The sequence below is a fragment of the Pseudomonas juntendi genome, from assembly GCF_009932375.1.
GTDB classification, from domain to species: domain Bacteria; phylum Pseudomonadota; class Gammaproteobacteria; order Pseudomonadales; family Pseudomonadaceae; genus Aquipseudomonas; species Aquipseudomonas juntendi.
In genome coordinates this window covers 1-18967 of record NZ_BLJG01000082.1, presented here as the reverse complement: position 1 = coordinate 18967, position 18967 = coordinate 1, and the positions used below count along the sequence as shown (strand labels likewise).

Sequence of the window (18967 nt, the reverse complement as noted above, 5' to 3'; positions counted from 1 at the left end):
GAAAAGGTGACTATGCGTCGCTATCGCAGCTGGAGTTTTCGCGCTATCAAAACCTGCGCCCAGGATTTCAAGCTCTGCAACAACGTGGGCGTTTACACCGCATAGGTATTCGTTCCCATCGGCCCCACCCTCAAGCACCAAGCACCGATTCAACGAGGTTTCAGATCAAGCCGCCGCAAATGGCATGTCACTTCCTCACGGTCGTGATACAGCTGCTTGCACGCAATCGAAACCCGTACCTTGCGCGCCTTGAACGTCGCCTCCATGCGCTCGAGCAGCCGCCGTACCTCGGCATAACGCTGCTTCATCGGCAACTTCAGGTTGACCACCGCCTCCCGGCATAGCCCCTCACCCAACCAGGTTTCGATCAGCGAAGTCGTCCGCGCCGGCTTCTCGACGATATCGCAAACCATCCAGTCCACCGGTTGCCTGGGTTGCCAGGTAAAGCCATCGGCCATCAGGTGCTGGACCAGGCCGGTATCCATCAGGCTCTCGGCCATCGGCCCATTATCGATAGCCGTCACCAACATGCCACGACGCACCAGCTGGTAAGTCCACCCTCCCGGCGAAGCCCCCAGGTCGACGCCGGTCATATCATCGCCCAAGCGCTGCTCCCACTGCTCACGCGGGATGAACTGGTGCCAGGCCTCTTCCAGCTTGAGGGTCGAACGGCTGGGCGCCTCGCGGGGGAACTTGAGACGCGGGATACCCATGGGCCACAACGCGCTGTTGTTGGCTGCAGCGATACCCGCAAATACCCGCCGGCCACTGATGAAGGTCAGCAGCAAGCGTGGGCGGCTGGCGTCGTCAACCAGGCGCCCGGCCTTTTCCAGGGCCTTGCGCAAAGGCACTTCGAACTTGCGGCAGAACGTCGATAACGCCTTGCCCTCGTTGCTGTCCAGCACTTCCAGCCACAGGCTGCCGAACACCGGAAAACCAGCCAACTGCGCCAGCAGCACACTGATACGGTCACTTTCCGGCAACTCGACAAACGCACCCCGGGCCAATTGCCGCGGGAAGATCAGCTGATTGAAACGCAGCTCCCCCATCAACCGCTCGGCACCGCCCTCCTCGCTACAGACAAACTCGGCGCTGGCACTTTGCGGCTTGCCTTTGGCATAGCCCGCGACACCCAGGCGGGCGGCATGTTCGCTGATCTCGGCGCACACCTCACCCTCGAAACCGGGCCGGCAATGCATGAACAGGGTATTCATCTCTCACTCCACTACGGCGGGCGCGTCACAGGCGCCGGCAGGGCGGCGATGATAAAGGAAGTTCGGAACCTGCGACACGCCCCGCCGGTCCAGAAAAGGGTCAGGTGGCCTAAACCGGTCTAACCTGACCTTTCAGCCAGGTCCGTGCCGTGCGGGCCGATACATAACGGTGCTACCGGCAAACCGCAATTCAATGCCGGGCACCGGCGCAGAAGGAGTTGGCAATGCCCTCGCTCGATAGCCTGAACACCCTCAAGCCGCTCAAGGTCGGCGACCAGACCTACCACTATTTCAGCCTCACCGAAGCCGCCCGCCAGCTGGGTGACCTGCAACGCCTGCCCATGTCCCTGAAGGTGCTGCTGGAAAACCTGCTGCGCTGGGAAGACGGCAAAACCGTGACCGGCGACGACTTGCGCGCCCTCGCCCAATGGCTGGGCGAGCGGCGCTCCGACCGCGAAATCCAGTACCGCCCCGCACGCGTACTGATGCAGGACTTCACCGGCGTACCGGCAGTGGTCGACCTGGCCGCCATGCGCGCCGCCATGGCCAAGGCCGGCGGCGACCCACAACGCATCAACCCGCTGTCACCGGTCGACCTGGTGATCGACCACTCGGTGATGGTCGACCGCTACGGCACAACGCAAGCCTTCAGCGAGAACGTGGAAATCGAAATGCAGCGCAACGGCGAGCGCTATGCCTTCCTGCGCTGGGGCCAGAACGCCTTCGACAACTTCAGCGTGGTACCGCCGGGCACCGGCATCTGCCACCAGGTCAACCTGGAATACCTGGGCCGCACGGTATGGACCCGTGAAGCCGATGGCCGCACCTATGCCTTCCCCGACACCTTGGTCGGCACCGACTCGCACACCACCATGATCAACGGCCTGGGCGTGCTCGGCTGGGGGGTCGGCGGTATCGAGGCCGAGGCGGCCATGCTCGGCCAGCCCGTATCGATGCTGATCCCGGAAGTGATCGGCTTCAAGCTGACCGGCAAGCTGCGCGAGGGCATCACTGCGACCGACCTGGTGCTGACCGTGACCCAGATGCTGCGCAAGAAAGGCGTGGTCGGCAAGTTCGTCGAGTTCTATGGCGACGGCCTGGCCGAGCTGCCGCTTGCCGACCGCGCCACCCTCGCCAACATGGCCCCGGAGTACGGCGCTACATGCGGGTTTTTCCCAGTCGATGACGTCACCCTGGACTACCTGCGCCTGTCTGGGCGGCCAGAAGCGACCGTGCAACTGGTCGAGCAGTACTGCAAAACCCAAGGCATGTGGCGCTTGCCCGGCCACGAGCCGCTGTTCAGCGACACCCTGGCGCTGGACATGCACGACGTCGAAGCCAGCCTGGCCGGGCCTAAGCGGCCGCAGGACCGGGTCGCACTGGGCCAGGTCAGCCAGGCCTTCGACCACTTCATCGAACTGCAACCCAAGCCGCTGGCCAAGGAAGTCGGCCGCCTGGAAAGTGAAGGGGGTGGCGGCGTGGCCGTTGGCAATGCCGACCAGGCCGGCGAGATCGACTACAGCCACCAAGGCCAGACCCACACCCTGCGCGATGGCGCCGTGGTGATCGCCGCCATCACTTCGTGCACCAATACCTCCAACCCCAGCGTGATGATGGCTGCCGGGCTGGTAGCCAAGAAAGCCCTGGAAAAAGGCCTGCAACGCAAACCCTGGGTGAAAAGCTCGCTGGCACCGGGCTCCAAGGTGGTCACCGACTACTTCCAGGCCGCCGGGCTCACGCCTTACCTCGACGAGCTGGGCTTCGATCTGGTTGGCTATGGCTGCACCACCTGCATCGGCAACTCCGGCCCGCTGGATGAAGCCATCGAGAAAGCCATTGCCAGCGCTGACCTCACCGTGGCCTCGGTGCTGTCGGGCAACCGTAATTTCGAAGGGCGCGTTCACCCGCTGGTCAAGACCAACTGGCTGGCATCGCCGCCGCTGGTCGTGGCCTATGCGCTCGCCGGCAGTGTGCGCGTGGACCTGACGCGTGACCCGCTGGGTACGGGCAAGGACGGCCAACCGGTGTACCTGCGCGATATCTGGCCCAGCCAGCAGGAGATCGCGGCGGCCGTGGCCAAGGTCGACACGGCCATGTTCCACAAGCAATATGCCGAAGTGTTCGCCGGCGATGCCCAGTGGCAGGCCATCGAGGTACCCCAGGCCGCTACCTACGTGTGGCAGGCAGACTCCACCTATATTCAGCACCCTCCCTTCTTCGACGACATCGGCGGGCCGCCACCGGCCATCACCGATATCCGCGGCGCCCGCGTGCTGGCGCTGTTGGGCGACTCGGTGACCACCGACCATATTTCCCCTGCCGGCAACATCAAGGCCGACAGCCCAGCGGGGCGCTACCTGCGCGAAAAAGGTGTGGAGCCACGCGACTTCAACTCCTATGGTTCGCGGCGCGGCAACCATGAAGTGATGATGCGCGGTACGTTCGCCAATATCCGAATCCGCAACGAAATGCTGGCGGGCGAGGAAGGCGGCAACACCTTGCACGTGCCCTCGGGTGAAAAACTGTCGATCTATGACGCGGCCATGCGCTACCAGCAGGAAGGAACCCCGCTGGTAGTGATTGCCGGGCAGGAATACGGCACCGGCTCCAGCCGCGACTGGGCGGCCAAGGGCACCAACCTGCTGGGCGTGAAGGCAGTGCTGGCGGAAAGCTTCGAGCGTATCCACCGCTCCAACCTGGTGGGCATGGGCGTGCTGCCGCTGCAGTTCACGGCCGGGCACGACCGCAAGGCGCTGGGGCTGACCGGCAAGGAGCAGATCGACGTGCTGGGGCTGGACGGCGCACCGATTCACCCTGGCATGCCGCTACAGGTGCGCATCACCCGCGAGGATGGCCAGCAGGAACAGATCGAGGTGCTGTGCCGGATCGATACCGTCAACGAGGTGGAATACTTCAAGGCAGGCGGAATTCTGCATTATGTGCTGCGCCAGCTGATTGCGGGTTGAGGGCGCAGCCGCACTGGAAAACCTGCGACACCTGCCAATCGAGCGCCGCCCACACGGCGCTCGATTGCTCAGGCACCCTTGCACCAAAATCGAACACCTTTTGTCACGCATGTTAAATAATCACTCAATAATCCCGGTGGCTTGCCGATACCCATCCAAAGCCCTGCGGACTATCACCCCATGCGTAACAACCAGCCGATTACCCAGAGAGAACGGACTTTCCCTGCCCAGCAGCGGTTGATCTCCACCACCAACGCCAAGGGCGTGATTACCTACTGCAATGATGCCTTCATCGACATCAGTGGGTTCACCCGCGAAGAACTGACCGGTGCGCCGCACAATCTGGTGCGCCACCCCGACGTGCCGCCTGCGGTGTTTGCCCATATGTGGCAAACCCTCAAGCAAGGCCAGCCGTGGATGGGTATCGTCAAGAACCGCTGCAAGTCGGGCGATCACTACTGGGTCAACGCCTACGTCACACCGATTTTCGACAACAACCAGGTGGTCGGCTTCGAGTCTGTGCGGGTCAAACCCACCGCCGAGCAGATCCGCCGCGCCGAGGCGCTGTACCAGCGCATCAACCAGGGCAAGCCGCCGGTACCGCGCCGTGACAAGTGGCTGCCGGTGCTGCAGGACTGGTTGCCGTTCATCCTGATCAGCCAGGCGGGCTTCCTGATTGGCAACTGGCTGGGCCATTCCTGGGGCTTCGCGTTGGCCGCCGCGCTTTCCGTACCGCTTGGGCTGATTGGCCTGAGCTGGCAGCAACGCGGCCTCAAGCGCTTGCTGCGGCTGGCTGAACAGACCACCTCCGACCCGCTGATCGCGCAGATGTACACCGACAGCCGTGGCGTGCAGGCCCGCCTGGAAATGGCCATGCTCAGCCAGGATGCGCGCATGAAAACCTGCCTGACCCGCTTGCAGGACAGCGCCGAGCACCTCAGCGACCAGGCGCGGCAGTCCGACGCCCTGGCACACAAGAGCTCTTCGGGGCTGGAACGCCAGCGGGTCGAAACCGAACAGGTCGCCGCCGCCGTCAACCAGATGGCCGCGACCACCCAGGAAGTTGCCAACCACGTGCAACGCACAGCCGATGCCACCCAGGAAGCCAACCGCCTGACCAGCCAAGGCCGGCAGATTGCCGGGGAAACCCGCGAGGCCATCGAACGCCTGTCGACAGCAGTGGGCGAAACCGGCCAGACCGTCACGCAACTGGCCAAGGACAGCGACGAAATTGGCGGTGTCGTCGATGTGATCAAGGGCATTGCCGACCAGACCAACCTGCTGGCATTGAATGCCGCCATCGAGGCGGCGCGGGCTGGGGAAATGGGCCGTGGCTTTGCTGTAGTGGCCGACGAAGTGCGCCAGCTGGCTCAACGCACCGCCGAGTCCACCGGGCAGATCCACAGCCTGATCGCCAAGCTGCAGCAAACCGCCAGCAACGCCGTACTGACCATGGAAACCGGCCACCGTCAGGCGCAGGAAGGCGTTGATCGTGTGATGCAGGCTGACCAAGCGCTGGTCGGCATCAGCGAAGCGGTCGCCAACATCACCGACATGGCGACCCAGATTGCCGCCGCGACCGAAGAGCAGACCGCCGTGGCCGATGAGATCAGCCGTAACATCAGCACCATCGCCGAACTGGCCGACCAGACCGCCGAGCAGGCACAGCACTCGGCGCTGTTGAGCGAAGAGCTGACCACTACGGCCGGGAGCCAGTACTCACTTGTGGAGCGCTTCAACCGCTGACCGCAGACCTGCGCGCCGCGAGGGGTTGCACAGCAGCCCCTGGCTGGCAACGCATGCCCAGGCAGGGTTACCAGTCCAGGCTCAAGCGGCTCTCGAAATAGCGCTCTTCGCCGCTCAACGGGTCGGTGAAACGCAGGCTCTGCGCCAGCAGTTTCAATGGCCGCTGGTAATCGTCTGCGGTGTCGAGCAACTGCGGATAGAACGGGTCATTGCTGATGCCCGCGCCCAACGCAGCCATGTGCACCCGCAACTGGTGGGTCTTGCCGGTGACCGGCGACAACCCGTACCGCCACAGCGCTCCACGCTTCTCCAGCACCTCGGCCAGGGTTTCACTATTGGCCTCGCCCTCTACCTCATGCATGCGGAAAAAGGGCTCGCCATGCACCAGGCGGCTTTTGTGCACCAACGGAAACGCATGTTGCGGCAAAGCGGCCGCGATGGCCTGGTAGCGCTTGTCGATACGTCGCTCGGGGAACAGCCGCTGATAAGCGCTACGCGTATGCGGGTTGGCAGAGAACAGCACGAGCCCGGCGGTGTGTCGATCGATGCGATGCAACGGCACCAGGTGAGGGTTATCCAGCCTGCGAATCAGGCGGCGCAGCAAGGTGTGCTCAACGTACTCGCCAGTCGGTGTCACCGGCAGGAAATGCGGCTTGTCCGCCACCACCAGGTGCTCGTCCACGTGCAGCACGTGCTCCTGCACCGGGATCGGTCGCTCGTTCGGCACTTCGCGAAAATAGTGCAAGCGCATGCCCGGTTTGTAAGGCAGCTCGGCAGCCACTGCCTGCCCCTGGGCGTCCAGCACACGCCCCCTGGCAAAGCGGTCGAGCCACTGGGCACGGTCGATGGCCTTGAAATGGTCACACAGGCAATCGAGCACCGTTGCCCAGTGACCGGGTGGCAGGCACACGGTGCTGGCTTGCTGGCGGGCGGGGTCGAACGGCGTGGACATGGCAGGGCTCGGAACAGGCACGGCCGCGCATTATCACCCAACCCCGCCCCATCAACCAGCCTGGGCCAGCGCTTCGCTGCGCTCCTTCAACCAGCGCAGCACCTGCACCGGCTCCCAGCGGCCAGGGTCGTAAAGTGCGTAGAGCGCCCCTTGGTACCCGACCACATCGAGCCCACGGTGGTAGCCGGCCCGCTGGAACAAGGCTTCGATCTCGGCAAAGCAGGTATTGAAGTGCACCTTGCCGAAGGGGGTGCGGTCATCGGTCACCAGGCCCTCGAGGCGCAGTTCCAGAACGGCGTCGGCCACCCGCTCCACAGGCATGCGGTTGACGCTGTACTTGAGTTGCTCGACGTTGAGCATGGCTTTACCTCGATACTGTATTTATATACAGCATACGAACATCCTCGCGTCGCAGTCAATGCGCTTCATTGCAGCCCCGCCAGATAGCCGCTGCCCTTGCGGATGGTCAACACCTGGCGCCGCGGGGTGCCCCGCGCCACCGACAGGTGCACCCACTTGTCGAATTCCAGGATGAGTTGATCGAACGGCACCGTACTTTCGCTGATCCGTTGCACGGTCTCGCGCGGGCTCACCTCGATGACCGTGAAGTCAGCCGCCAGCCCTTGTACATGCTGGCTGTTGGTGGCACCGCCAATCAAGCGGTTGACTTTCTCGCTACGGTAGCCGCTGCTGACAATGATGGGCACGCCGAACAGCGCGCGCACCTGTTCCAGCGCACAACACAGCAGTTGCAGGTTGGCCCTGGCTTCAGGTGGCGGGGTGTTGTCGAACCCATCCCTGGCCGCGAGCTGGGAAACGGTCAGTTCAGCGAGTGTGAAATGTGGTGTGATCAACATGGCAAGCGGTTCCGATGATGGCTAGGGGCACCGGCACTGGTGCGCCGGCGCCTGATCATCAGCGCGCATCACCTGCCATGGAGCAGGGTTGTACCTCCCCTGTCGGTGTCATTGCCCCAGGAACGCCACCACCTGCTCGGCATCGAACGGCCAGTGCAACTCGGCACCGTTGTCACAGCGCCGGAGCACCGGAATGACCAGCCCATATCGCTCGAACAAAGGCTGGCTTTCGGCAACATCGACCAGCTCCACCAGCAGGCCATGATCGACGAAGGGCATCAGCACCGACTCGGCCACTTCACACAGGTGGCAGCCGAGGGTGCCGAACAGTTGGCATTCAGGCAGCATGGCGCGGGTCCCGATGTGGCATGCAGAGAAACCTATTCTAGGACCACCACGGCCATCGTGCACCTTCAATCCTGGCTGGTGGCGCCGATACGGTGCAGCGACAGGTCGGCGCCCTGAAATTCCTGCTCATGGCTCAGCCGCAGGCCATGCACGGCGCGCAGCGCACCATATACGGCAAAACCACCGGCGAGTGCCACCACCACCCCCATCAGGCTCCCCAGCAACTGGCTGACCAGGCTCACGCCGCCCATGCCGCCCAGTGCCGCCTGGCCGAAGATGCCGCAGGCAACCCCACCCCACACGCCACACAGACCATGCAACGGCCAAACACCCAGCACGTCGTCGATTTTCCAGCGGTTCTGGGCCGCGGTGAACGTCCACACGAACAGCCCGCCCGCCACCAGGCCGGTAGCCAGCGCACCGATCGGGTGCATCAGGTCTGAGCCGGCGCAAACCGCCACCAACCCGGCCAACGGCCCGTTATGCAGGAAGCCAGGGTCGTTGCGCCCTGCCAGCAACGCCGACAACGTGCCGCCAACCATGGCGAGCAACGAGTTGATCGCCACCAGGCCACTGAGCCCCTCCAAGGTCTGGGCGCTCATCACGTTGAAACCGAACCAGCCAATGATCAGGATCCACGAGCCCAGGGCGAGAAAGGGAATGCTCGAGGGCGCAAAAGCCACCAGCCGACCATCGCGATAGCGACCGCGGCGCGGGCCGAGCAGCAGCACCGCCGCCAGCGCCAGCCAGCCGCCCATGGCATGCACCACCACCGAGCCGGCAAAGTCATGGAACGGCGCGCCAAAGCGGTCCTGCAACCAGGCTTGCAGGCCCAGGTTGCCGTTCCACACCACACCCTCGAAGAAGGGGTAGACGAATGCCACGATCAGTGCGGTGGCACACAGTTGCGGCACGAAACGCGCACGCTCGGCGATGCCCCCGGAAATGATCGCCGGAATGGCTGCAGCGAAGGTCAACAGGAAGAAGCACTTGACCAGCGCGTAGCCATGGTCGGCAGCCAGCGTTGCAGCAGGCTGGAAGAAGTTGACCCCATAGGCGATCCAGTAGCCTATAAAGAAATACACCAGCGCCGAAATGGCGAAGTCGCTGAGGATCTTCGACAAGGCATTGACCTGGTTCTTGTGGCGTACGGTGCCCACTTCGAGGAACGCGAAGCCGGCATGCATGGCCAGCACCAGAATGGCGCCCATGAGAAGGAACAGGGTGTTGGAACCGTGGACCAGGGAGTCCATCGCGCTGTGCATGTTATCCATGAAATAGGCAGACCTGCTGAAAAAGGCACCAGGACAGTTCAAGAACCTGCATCCCTGCACCGAATCGGTGCCAGCCGTCACCCTGTTTCAGTTGCGTGGGCGCGACCTGCGTGGTTTTTTCTTGGGTTTGTCGAGGATTGCGTTAAGGTTTATCGATATTCGCCGCGTGGGCGCCCTGAATCGGCGCAAGAACAGCCTGAGGTGCCCCGCAACGTGGCAAACACATAGCAAGGCGCATACCAGCACACGCGGGTGTACGGTCACTTGAACCTTCCGCGCCTGCTATCACTCGAACTACCAACATTCATCGACAGGGAGAGACACATGGCCAGCAATTCGGCAAAGACTGCACAAGAGATATTGATGGCTGACTTCCAGGCTTTGGTGCGCGACACCGAAAAGCTGCTGGCCGACACCGCCAACCTGGCAGGCGACCAGGCCGAGGAGTTGCGCGGGCAGATTCACGAGCGCCTGGCCCAGGCCCGCGAAACCCTGCAGTTGACCCAGGAGTCGGTACGCGACCGCGGCCAGGCTGCGCTGGGCAGCGCCGAGCAGTACGTACAGGAAAACCCATGGCAGGCCATCGGCATCGCTGCCGGCGTCGGCCTGTTGATCGGCCTGCTGGCCAACCGGCGTTAAGGGGTTCCCATGGAGAACGAAGCCAACGGCGCCGGCGCATCGGGCAGGCGCCTGGGCGCAGCCGCGCTGGGGCTGCTGCACAGCCATATCGAGCTGTTCGGTATCGAGCTGCAGGAGCAGAAAGGCCGCACGCTGAGGTTGCTGTTGTTCGCCGGCCTGGCACTGGTGTTCGCCCTGCTGCTGCTCACTGCACTGTCGGGCTTGCTACTGGTGCTGCTGTGGGACAGCTATCGCCTTGCCGGCATCATCGGCCTGTGCGTGTTCTATAGCTTGGCTGCACTGTATTGCGGTGTACGGTTGAAGGCAGCGGTGTTCGACGAGTCATCCCCCTTCAACGCCACCCTCGAAGAACTCGCCAAGGACCGGGAGCGCTTGTTGCCATGAACCTGCCACAACTGCCGAACACACGAAACCCACGCGAGCTGCGCAAGGCGTTGCTGCGCCTGCGCATGGAAATGCACCGCCAGGAGATCCGCCACGAATCCGGGCAACTGCTGGCACCGTTGCAGCGCATGCGCGGCATGGGCAGCTCGCTGCACGACGGCTTGGGCATCAAACACGCGCCGCTGTGGGGTATTGGCGCTGTGGTAGCCCTGGGCTTCATGACCGGCAAGGGCGTGCGCAGCGGCAACCTGGGCAGGCTTGTGCGCCTGGGCACCAGCCTGCTGCCGCTGGTGCGCCTGTACCTGCAAGGTAGCCGTCGCCGCTGAAGGCGGTGCATGGGCGCAGGCTCGACCGCGAATGTGTCGGTGCCGCCACCGGCCGTTCGCGGGTAATGCATGCCAGCGGCCAGCGTTGCCCCTGCCACTTGCGCGCAGGCACAGCACACCAGAAGCTATAGCCTTTGACCCCCTGGAGACCGCGCCTTGGACTGGCACACCCTGCTCACCCGCGAACGTCTGGGCAAAGCCCTGTATAGCGCCGAAGAACTCGGGCGCAGCCCCTTCCACAAAGACCACGACCGCATCATTTTCTCGGGCGCCTTTCGCCGCCTGGGGCGCAAGACCCAAGTGCACCCCGTCACCAGTAACGATCACATTCACACGCGCCTGACCCATTCGCTGGAAGTCAGTTGCGTGGGGCGTTCGCTGGGCATGCGCGTGGGTGAAACCCTGCGCGAAAGCTTGCCAGACTGGTGCGCGCCCAGCGACCTGGGGATGATCGTGCAGTCGGCCTGCCTGGCCCACGACATCGGCAACCCGCCATTCGGCCATTCTGGCGAAGACGCCATACGTCACTGGTTCCAGCAGGCGGCCGGGCGCGGGTGGCTGGACGACATGGGTGATGACGAGCGTGCCGACTTCCTCAATTTCGAGGGCAATGCGCAGGGCTTCCGCGTGCTTACGCAACTGGAGTACCACCAGTTCGACGGTGGCACCCGGTTGACCTATGCCACCCTCGGCACCTACCTCAAATACCCCTGGAGCGCCCGCCATGCCGACGCCCTGGGCTACAAGAAGCACAAGTTCGGCAGTTATCAGAGCGAGCTGCCACTGCTGGAACAGATCGCCCGCAAGCTCGGCCTGCCACAGCTGGAGCACCAGCGCTGGGCGCGCCACCCGTTGGTGTACCTGATGGAAGCGGCCGACGACATCTGCTACGCGCTGATCGACCTGGAAGACGGCCTGGAGATGGACTTGCTGCAATACGGCGAAGTCGAAGCCTTGCTGCTCGACCTGGTCGGCGACGATCTGCCGGAAACCTATCGCCAGCTGGGCCCCGGCGATTCTCGCCGGCGCAAGCTGGCCATCCTGCGTGGCAAGGCCATCGAGCACTTGACCAACGCTGCCGCCCAGGCTTTTGTCGAGCAGCAGCAAGCGTTGCTGGCCGGGCAACTGCCAGGCGACCTGGTCGAACACATGCACGGCCCGGCCAAGCGCTGCGTGCTGCAGGCCAAAGACATGGCGCGCAACAAGATCTTCCAGGACAAGCGCAAGACCCTGCACGAAATCGGCGCCTACACCACACTGGAAATCCTGCTCAATACCTTCTGCGGCGCGGCGCTCGAACAACACGGCGGGCGCACACCCTCGTTCAAGAGCCGGCGCGTCATGGACCTGCTCGGCAACAGTGCACCAGACCCACACGGCTCGCTGTACAACGCGTTCCTGCGCATGATCGATTTCATCGCCGGCATGACCGACAGCTACGCCAGCGAAATGGCCAGGGAAATGACCGGGCGCTCGGGCCCGGGCTGAGCCATGGCGGTGCAGACCGGCCAGCGTGCCGGTGCTGCACCTGGGTTACAGGAAACTTCCTACATATACCGAGGGCAAATTAAACAACACGTTTAATTTGCCAACGAAAAGTTACCAAATGCACTTTGACATTGGGTCGCGCACGATTATCTCGTAGCCCGTTTTGCTTTATCTTGTAAGCCATTTCCCATATGGGGCAAACAGCCCTTCCTTGCATGCCCGTTGACTTCCAACTGCGATAAGGTGCCGCCTGTCACCCACAATTGACCGCAGGCAAGTTGAACATGCATTCCATATTTATTGTTGACGATCATCCGGTCATCCGCCTTGCCGTCCGCATGCTGCTGGAAAACCAGAATTACAAGATTGTCGGTGAATCGGACAATGGCGTGGACGCGATGCAGATGATCCGCGAGAGCCACCCCGACCTGGTCATCCTCGACATCAGCATCCCCAAGCTAGACGGGCTGGAGGTGCTTGCGCGCTTCCAGGCCATGGCGCTGCCCATGAAAGTGCTGGTGCTGACTGCACAGGCCCCGGCGTTGTTTGCCGTGCGCTGCATGCACTCGGGTGCTGCCGGTTATGTGTGCAAGCAGGAGGACCTCGGTGAACTGCTGAGTGCAATCAAGGCCGTGCTGGCCGGTTATAACTACTTCCCCAGCCAGGCAATAAAGCATGACCAGGTAACCACGAGCGACCTGCAACTTTTCCGCCAGGTAAATGATCGCGAACTGATGGTGCTGCAACTCTTCGCCCAAGGGCGCAGCAACAAGGAAATTGCCAAGGGCATGTTCCTCAGCAGCAAGACCGTGAGTACCTACAAGAAGCGCCTCATGCAAAAGCTGCAGGTCAGTACGTTGGTCGACCTGATCGAGATGGCCAAGCGCAACGCGCTGGTCTGAGCATGTTCATGGCCCGCCCTTTCGCCCGCCTGCTGCTCGCGCTGCTGCTGTTCAGCAGCGCGGCACTGGGCACCCACCACGAAACTGCATCGTACACGCTCCTGGCGCGTTCATCGGCCAGGCCAGCGCCACCGCAACTCACCGCCGAGCAACGGCAATGGCTTGCAGGGCGCCAGGAACTGGTACTGGGAACATCGGCCCCCGACTACCCGCCGTTCGACATCTCCAGTGGCGGCCATGACTACCAGGGGCTCACCGCCGAATATGCAAACCTGATCGGTACGGCCCTGGAGTTGCCGGTACGCGTGCTGCGTTTTCCCAGCCGCCAGGCCGCTGTAGAAGCACTCCGGCAAGGCGACATCGACCTGCTGGGCAGCGCCAATGGCTACGAAGCGGCCAGCGACGGCCTGGCCCTGTCGCACCCCTATGCCGTTGACCAGCCGGTGCTGGTCACGCGCGAAGACGAAACGCGGGCACTGGACACAGGCCTGGCCGGCATGCGCCTGGGCATGCTCTATCACTACCTGCCCGAGGCAGAAATGCTCAACGCCTACCCGAAGGCCGAGCTGCTGACGTTCGAGTCTTCCAGCCAGGCGTTGAATGCCGTAGCGTTCGGCCAGGCCGACGTGTTCATCGGCGACACCATTTCCACCCACTACCAGCTCAACCGCGGCCACCTGCCGCGCCTGCGCATGGCCAACTTCGGCAAGCACGAAGCCATCGGCTTCGGCTTTGCCCTGCGCCAGCAGGACACCGTACTGAGGGAACTGGTCGATACCATCCTCGATAGCCAGCCCCCCGCCATGCGCGCCAGTATCTTCAAACGCTGGAGCGCCGGCAGCGACCTGCTGTTGACCGACCGCAACCTGCAATTGAGCGCAACAGAGCAACAATGGCTGCAACAGCACCCCGTGATGCGTGTGGCCATTGACGACACCGCTGCGCCCCTGTCCTACTTCGACGGCTCAGGGCATTTTCGCGGCATCACTGCTGACCTGCTGGAGCTCATTCGCCTGCGCACCGGCTTGCGCTTCGAGGTACAGCGGGCCAGTGGCATTGCCGACATGATCGCCCGCTTGAAGGATGGCCGCGCCGACGTGATCGCCGCCCTGGCCATTGCCGGGTTGGTCGACAAGGACCTGCAGATCAGCCGGCCGTACCTGGAAAGCGCCTATGTTCTGGTCAGCCGCAAGGACAAACCGGCCCCAGGGTCCCTGGAGCAGTTGCAGGGCCACCGCATCGCCGTGACCCGCCACAGCGCCATGCATGCCACGTTGCCGCAGCATTATCCGCACATTGGCTGGGTCGAGAGCGCCAGCGCGTTCTACTCCATGGCATTGCTCAACAGCGGCGCCGTCGATGCGGTGATCACCACCCTGATCGATGCCAACCACGCCCTGGCCAGCAACCCCGACCTGGTCATCCGCACCTCGGTCGGCGGCGAGCCCGCCAACTACGCCATGGCCACCAACGCGTCTTCACCGGCTTTGGCCTCGATTCTCGACAAGGCCCTGCAGAGCATTTCGCCCGAGGAACTGGGTGTCATCAATAACCGCTGGCGCAGCTTTGGCCCGCACGAAGACAGCAAGAGCCAGAGCTACCGCCGGCTGGCGCTGCAGGTGGTACTGGCCACGGCGGTGCTGCTTCTGCTGGCGTTGCTCTGGAACGCCCGCCTGCGCTTGCAGATCCGCCAGCGCCAGCGCGCCGAAAGGGCGCTGAACGACCAACTGGCATTCATGCGCGCACTGCTCAACGGCACCCCTCACCCCATGTACGTGCGCGACCGCGATGGCCGCCTGCAAAGCTGCAACTACAGCTACCTGGAGGCGGTGCAGGCCCGCTCCGAGCAGGTTATCGGCAAACAGCTGAGCGCCAGCCTGTTCGCCGACGCCGAACAGACCCGGCAAATCCAGGCGGATTACCACAAAGTGATGGCTGCCGGCTCCCCCCTGATCATGGACCGCCCGTTGCGGATCAAGGGCCGGGAGATGACCATCTACCACTGGATCCTGCCCTACCGTGATTCGCTGGGTGAAGTGCAGGGCATCATCGGCGGCTGGATCGACATCAGCGACCGCCGCCAGCTGGTCACGGAACTGCGCCAGGCCAAGCAGCAGGCCGACGACGCCAACCGCGCCAAAAGCACCTTCCTGGCCACCATCAGCCACGAAATCCGCACCCCCATGAATGCCGTCATCGGCATGCTCGAACTGGCTGTCAAACGCGCCGATCAAGGGTGGGTGGACCGCAGCGCGCTGGCCTTGGCGCACCATTCGGCCAAAGACCTGCTGGGCCTGATCGGTGACATTCTCGATATCGTGCGCATCGAATCCGGGCATCTGTCGCTGGCCCCCGAGGTGGTCGACCTGGCAGCGTTGGTCGAGTCGGTGGGGCGCATGTTCGATGGCCAGGCACGGCAAAAAGGCCTGGCGCTGGAAGTGATCATCGAACCGGCCGCACGTTGCCACGCATTGCTCGACCCCCTGCGTTTCAAGCAAGTGCTGTCCAACCTGGTGAGCAACGCCATCAAGTTCACCGAGCATGGCCAGGTACGCATCTGCGTCAGCCTGCTGGACGAAGCCCCTGGCAGGCCTGCAATGCTGGACCTGGAGGTGCGCGACAGTGGTATCGGCATCCATGCCGACGACCTGGAGCGCCTGTTCAACCCATTCATCCAGGCTAACCCGCACAGCCAGGGTGCCCGTGCGGGCACCGGGCTCGGTCTGGCCATCTGCCGCAACCTGTGCGACATGATGGGGGGCAGCCTGACCATCAAGAGCCTGGAGGATGTCGGCACCCAGGTGCGCCTGAAGATGCCGTTGCAACGGGTCGATGCTGCAGCGCAACCCGCCCAGTTGCCGGAATGCCTGGACGTTCCCGACCCCGGTCTGCGCGTGCTGGTGATCGACGATCACCCGGCCAACCTGGAACTGATGGCGCAGCAGCTCGGTTATCTGGGCCTGCAGCATGCCAGCGCCCGGGATGGCCAGGAAGGCCTGGCCGCCTGGCGCGCCGGTGATTTCGACGTGCTGGTGCTGGACTGCAACATGCCGCACATGAACGGCTACCAGCTGGCAACCGCCGTGCGCACCGAAGAACGCCATGGCCAGCGGCCGCGCTGCACCATCCTGGGTTATACCGCCAACGCCCAGCCAGAGGTCCGTCGCAAGTGCCTGAGCGCCGGCATGGACGACTGCCTGCTCAAGCCCATCAGCCTGAGTACGCTCAGCCAGTGCCTGGCGGGCATTCACCCGCGCCGCCAGCAATGCGCCCCGGGCAGGTTGTACGAACTGGACGGCCTGGCGGCCGTGACCGGGCCAGCACCCGACGACCGCCAGCGTTTTCTGCAAGCGCTACTGCAGAGCCTGCAAGCCGACCTGCTCAGCTTGATGGCGCTGGACCCGCAGCACGACAGCACGGCCATCGCCGACCAGGCCCACAAGGTGCTGAGCGCCGCACGCATGCTCAAGGCACCCGCCCTGATGGCGGCATGCGAAGCGCTGGAAGCCGGCACCCTCATCCCTGCCCAGCTACGCTTGAAGCGCCAGGCACTGGCACGCCACATGCGCCGGGTGGAGCGCGCCCTGGCCAGGGAGTTGGCGCCACCCGCCGACACTCAGGCAGGCAGCCACGCGTGTTAACTGGTAGACTGCGCGGCGTTATTACCTAAGAGGATTGTTTCATGGCCACAAACCGCTCCCGTCGTCTGCGCAAGAAGCTGTGTGTCGACGAGTTTCAGGAATTGGGCTTCGAGCTGAACCTGGAATTCAAGGAAGATCTGGATGACCAGGCAATCGATGCTTTCCTCGACGCGTTCCTGGCTGAAGCCATGGACGCCAACGGCCTGGATTATGTAGGCGGTGACGATTACGGCCTGGTGTGCTCGGTCAAACGCGGCTCGGTCAGCGAAGAACAACGCGCCGCCGTCGAAGCCTGGCTCAAAGGCCGCAGCGAACTGACCAAGATCGAAGTCAGCCCGTTGCTGGACGCCTGGTACCCGGAAAAGCCGATCAACAAGGCTGAGTAACCCTCAGCCCGGTTCGATCGAAGAAAGGCCACCTCTCGAGGTGGCCTTTTTATTGGCGATGGTTTTCCGTCGAACGTGGCGCATCGTCGCTACGCTTGGGGCATAATGCGGTTTCTTTAGCTCGTGGGGCCATCATCGCTTACAGCCCCAATGTCCTTTTCCCTCGCTGCAGGGTATTTGCTCACCATGATCAAAACGCTTCGTCCCCTCGTACTCGCCGGCCTGCTATTGCCCTTCGCCTTGCCCAGCCAAGCCGCAGCCGTCAACACCACCTTGCCTGCCAAAGTGCAGCAGGCGCTCAAAGCCAACAAACTGCAAGACACCGCACTGTCGCTGGTCATGCTGCCCCTGGATGGCCCCGGTGTTCCCACCGTGTTCAATGCCGACGTGTCGGTAAACCCGGCCTCGACCATGAAACTGGTCACCACCTACGCAGCCCTCGAGCTGCTTGGCCCGACCTTTCAGTGGAAGACCGAGTTCTACACCGACGGCACCCTGAGCAACGGGGTGCTCAACGGCAACCTGTACCTCAAAGGCGGCGGTGACCCCAAGCTGAACATGGAAAAGCTGTGGCTGCTGATGCGTGACCTGCGCGCCAATGGTGTGCGCACCGTCACCGGTGACCTGGTATTGGACCGCAGCCACTTCGTGCAACCCAACCTGCCCCAGTTCAACGACGACGGCGGTGACGAAAACAAGCCGTTCCTGGTCAAGCCCGACTCGCTGCTGGTCAACCTCAAGGCCCTGCGCTTTGTTGCCCGCAACGATGGCGGCAAGGTCACCATTGCGGTGGAGCCACCGATTGCCAGCATCCGCATCGACAACCAGGTCAAGCCTGTGGCCTCGAAACAATGCAGTGGCGATGTGCGCTACAACCCGGTGCCTCAGGCCAACGGCATCAGTGTGACGGTCAGCGGCCAACTGGGTGACGGTTGCAACTCGCAGACTTACCTGGCCCTGCTTGACCACCCGACTTACGCGGCCGGTGCCGTACGTGCCATCTGGAACGAGCTGGGCGGCACCATCCAGGGCGGCGACCGTGTCGAGAACGTGCCCAAGAGTGCCCGCCTGCTGGCACGTGCCTTCTCCCCAGACCTGGTCGAAGTGATCCGCGACATCAACAAGTACAGCAACAACACCATGGCCCAGCAGTTGTTCCTCAGCCTTGGCGCACAGTTCCGCACCGATGCCGATGGCGACGATGCGCGTGCCGCACAGCGCGTGGTACGCCAATGGCTGGCGAAAAAAGGCATTACCGCGCCGCACCTGGTGATGGAAAACGGTTCTGGCCTGTCGCGAGCCGAGCGCGTCAGCACCCGGGAAATGGCCGAGATGCTGCAGGCAGCCTGGAAGAGCCCCTACGCTGCCGAATACATGAGTTCGATGCCGCTGGTGGGCATGGATGGCACCATGCGCAAGCGCCTCAAGCGCACCGCCATGGCCGGCGAAGGGCACATCAAGACCGGCACCCTGAACACGGTGCGCGCAATAGCCGGTTTCAGCCGCGACAGCAATGGCCACACCTGGGCAGTGGCGGCGATCCTCAACGACCCGAAACCATGGGGTGCCTCGCAGGTGCTGGACCAGGTGCTGCTGGACCTGTACCGCCAGCCGAAGCTGGCCGGCAGCACCGCTGCCAATTGATGCACAGCGACTGGGTGCAGGGGCGGTGGGGCTGACAGGTGTTTGCCACAAGATATGCAGCGCCTGTGAGATCGAGCGCCGCCCGTGCGGCGCATCGCGAGCTGCGCTCGCTCCTACGTTTGTTTCGGGCCAGTAACCCCTGTGCCAGGTGCGCGCGACCGCCTTGTTCGTACGGCGCGATATTGAGGCATGCGCCAAGG

16 protein-coding genes are annotated in these 18967 nt (G+C 63.3%); 10 read left to right on the top strand and 6 right to left on the bottom strand.

Going from position 1 to position 18967, the window contains the following annotated elements:
* Positions 1-149: 149 nt before the first annotated feature.
* On the bottom strand, positions 150-1214 hold the full coding sequence (gene rlmM / locus GYA94_RS12020; protein ID WP_161892374.1) for a 23S rRNA (cytidine(2498)-2'-O)-methyltransferase RlmM: 1065 nt from the start codon (positions 1212-1214) through the stop codon (positions 150-152).
* 224 nt (positions 1215-1438) lie between these two features.
* On the opposite strand from rlmM, the gene acnA reads away from it, so the two are divergent.
* Both acnA and GYA94_RS12010 read left to right on the top strand, forming a co-directional pair.
* Positions 1439-4180: an aconitate hydratase AcnA gene (acnA, locus tag GYA94_RS12015; RefSeq protein WP_009683993.1), complete on the top strand. Its 2742-nt coding sequence runs from the start codon at positions 1439-1441 to the stop codon at positions 4178-4180.
* Positions 4181-4360: 180 nt separating this feature from the next.
* The gene (locus tag GYA94_RS12010; protein WP_110679430.1) at positions 4361-5926 is read left to right on the top strand and encodes a methyl-accepting chemotaxis protein; all 1566 of its coding nucleotides are present in this window, start codon (positions 4361-4363) and stop codon (positions 5924-5926) included.
* Positions 5927-5993: 67 nt separating this feature from the next.
* On the opposite strand, the gene GYA94_RS12005 is transcribed toward GYA94_RS12010, so the two are convergent.
* The 5 genes from GYA94_RS12005 to GYA94_RS11985 form a co-directional block, all read right to left on the bottom strand.
* Entirely contained in the window at positions 5994-6878 is an 885-nt protein-coding gene (locus GYA94_RS12005; RefSeq protein ID WP_029886186.1) for a pseudouridine synthase, read from the bottom strand.
* A 51-nt stretch (positions 6879-6929) separates the two neighbouring features.
* Complete coding sequence (locus tag GYA94_RS12000; protein WP_009683997.1) at positions 6930-7238, bottom strand: hypothetical protein; 309 nt, start codon at positions 7236-7238, stop codon at positions 6930-6932.
* Between the two features lie 65 nt (positions 7239-7303).
* Positions 7304-7735, bottom strand: a complete 432-nt coding sequence (locus tag GYA94_RS11995) for a D-Ala-D-Ala carboxypeptidase family metallohydrolase (protein WP_161892373.1) — start codon at positions 7733-7735, stop codon at positions 7304-7306.
* A gap of 108 nt (positions 7736-7843) precedes the next feature.
* On the bottom strand, positions 7844-8083 hold the full coding sequence (locus tag GYA94_RS11990) for a glutaredoxin family protein (protein ID WP_009683999.1): 240 nt from the start codon (positions 8081-8083) through the stop codon (positions 7844-7846).
* A gap of 65 nt (positions 8084-8148) precedes the next feature.
* Positions 8149-9357 (bottom strand): ammonium transporter, encoded by a 1209-nt coding sequence (locus GYA94_RS11985; protein ID WP_029886184.1) that lies wholly within the window; start codon positions 9355-9357, stop codon positions 8149-8151.
* Between the two features lie 324 nt (positions 9358-9681).
* Between GYA94_RS11985 and GYA94_RS11980 the strand changes: the two genes are divergently transcribed.
* From GYA94_RS11980 to dacB, 8 genes are all read left to right on the top strand, one after another.
* On the top strand, positions 9682-9996 hold the full coding sequence (locus GYA94_RS11980; RefSeq protein WP_009684001.1) for an ElaB/YgaM/YqjD family protein: 315 nt from the start codon (positions 9682-9684) through the stop codon (positions 9994-9996).
* A gap of 9 nt (positions 9997-10005) precedes the next feature.
* On the top strand, positions 10006-10380 hold the full coding sequence (locus tag GYA94_RS11975; RefSeq protein ID WP_009684002.1) for a phage holin family protein: 375 nt from the start codon (positions 10006-10008) through the stop codon (positions 10378-10380).
* Positions 10377-10706 carry a hypothetical protein gene (locus GYA94_RS11970; RefSeq protein WP_009684003.1) on the top strand — a complete coding sequence of 110 codons (330 nt, stop codon included), beginning with the start codon at positions 10377-10379 and terminating at the stop codon, positions 10704-10706. The genes GYA94_RS11975 and GYA94_RS11970 overlap by 4 nt, the downstream gene beginning before the upstream one ends.
* Positions 10707-10862: 156 nt before the next feature.
* A complete protein-coding gene (locus GYA94_RS11965; RefSeq protein ID WP_009684004.1) occupies positions 10863-12194 on the top strand; it encodes a deoxyguanosinetriphosphate triphosphohydrolase in 1332 nt (443 codons plus the stop codon).
* Positions 12195-12478: 284 nt separating this feature from the next.
* Positions 12479-13096: a response regulator transcription factor gene (locus tag GYA94_RS11960; protein ID WP_009684005.1), complete on the top strand. Its 618-nt coding sequence runs from the start codon at positions 12479-12481 to the stop codon at positions 13094-13096.
* 8 nt (positions 13097-13104) lie between these two features.
* Positions 13105-16737, top strand: coding sequence for a transporter substrate-binding domain-containing protein (locus GYA94_RS11955; protein ID WP_161892372.1), 3633 nt, complete (start codon positions 13105-13107; stop codon positions 16735-16737).
* 41 nt (positions 16738-16778) lie between these two features.
* Positions 16779-17123, top strand: coding sequence for a YggL family protein (locus GYA94_RS11950; RefSeq protein WP_009684007.1), 345 nt, complete (start codon positions 16779-16781; stop codon positions 17121-17123).
* A 186-nt stretch (positions 17124-17309) separates the two neighbouring features.
* Entirely contained in the window at positions 17310-18767 is a 1458-nt protein-coding gene (gene dacB, locus GYA94_RS11945) for a D-alanyl-D-alanine carboxypeptidase/D-alanyl-D-alanine endopeptidase (RefSeq protein ID WP_029887788.1), read from the top strand.
* The last annotated feature ends 200 nt before the right edge of the window (positions 18768-18967 follow it).

Bases quoted from the DNA above. Each gene is read 5' to 3' on its own strand.
- rlmM (WP_161892374.1), bottom strand. From the start codon at position 1,214: ATGAATACCCTGTTCATGCATTGCCGGCCCGGTTTCGAGGGTGAGGTG.
- GYA94_RS11985 (WP_029886184.1), bottom strand. From the start codon at position 9,357: ATGGATAACATGCACAGCGCGATGGACTCCCTGGTCCACGGTTCCAAC.
- GYA94_RS12005 (WP_029886186.1), bottom strand. From the start codon at position 6,878: ATGTCCACGCCGTTCGACCCCGCCCGCCAGCAAGCCAGCACCGTGTGC.
- GYA94_RS11990 (WP_009683999.1), bottom strand. From the start codon at position 8,083: ATGCTGCCTGAATGCCAACTGTTCGGCACCCTCGGCTGCCACCTGTGT.
- acnA (WP_009683993.1), top strand. From the start codon at position 1,439: ATGCCCTCGCTCGATAGCCTGAACACCCTCAAGCCGCTCAAGGTCGGC.
- dacB (WP_029887788.1), top strand. From the start codon at position 17,310: ATGATCAAAACGCTTCGTCCCCTCGTACTCGCCGGCCTGCTATTGCCC.
- GYA94_RS11955 (WP_161892372.1), top strand. From the start codon at position 13,105: ATGGCCCGCCCTTTCGCCCGCCTGCTGCTCGCGCTGCTGCTGTTCAGC.
- GYA94_RS11960 (WP_009684005.1), top strand. From the start codon at position 12,479: ATGCATTCCATATTTATTGTTGACGATCATCCGGTCATCCGCCTTGCC.
- GYA94_RS11950 (WP_009684007.1), top strand. From the start codon at position 16,779: ATGGCCACAAACCGCTCCCGTCGTCTGCGCAAGAAGCTGTGTGTCGAC.
- GYA94_RS11995 (WP_161892373.1), bottom strand. From the start codon at position 7,735: ATGTTGATCACACCACATTTCACACTCGCTGAACTGACCGTTTCCCAG.
- GYA94_RS12010 (WP_110679430.1), top strand. From the start codon at position 4,361: ATGCGTAACAACCAGCCGATTACCCAGAGAGAACGGACTTTCCCTGCC.
- GYA94_RS11970 (WP_009684003.1), top strand. From the start codon at position 10,377: ATGAACCTGCCACAACTGCCGAACACACGAAACCCACGCGAGCTGCGC.
- GYA94_RS12000 (WP_009683997.1), bottom strand. From the start codon at position 7,238: ATGCTCAACGTCGAGCAACTCAAGTACAGCGTCAACCGCATGCCTGTG.
- GYA94_RS11980 (WP_009684001.1), top strand. From the start codon at position 9,682: ATGGCCAGCAATTCGGCAAAGACTGCACAAGAGATATTGATGGCTGAC.
- GYA94_RS11975 (WP_009684002.1), top strand. From the start codon at position 10,006: ATGGAGAACGAAGCCAACGGCGCCGGCGCATCGGGCAGGCGCCTGGGC.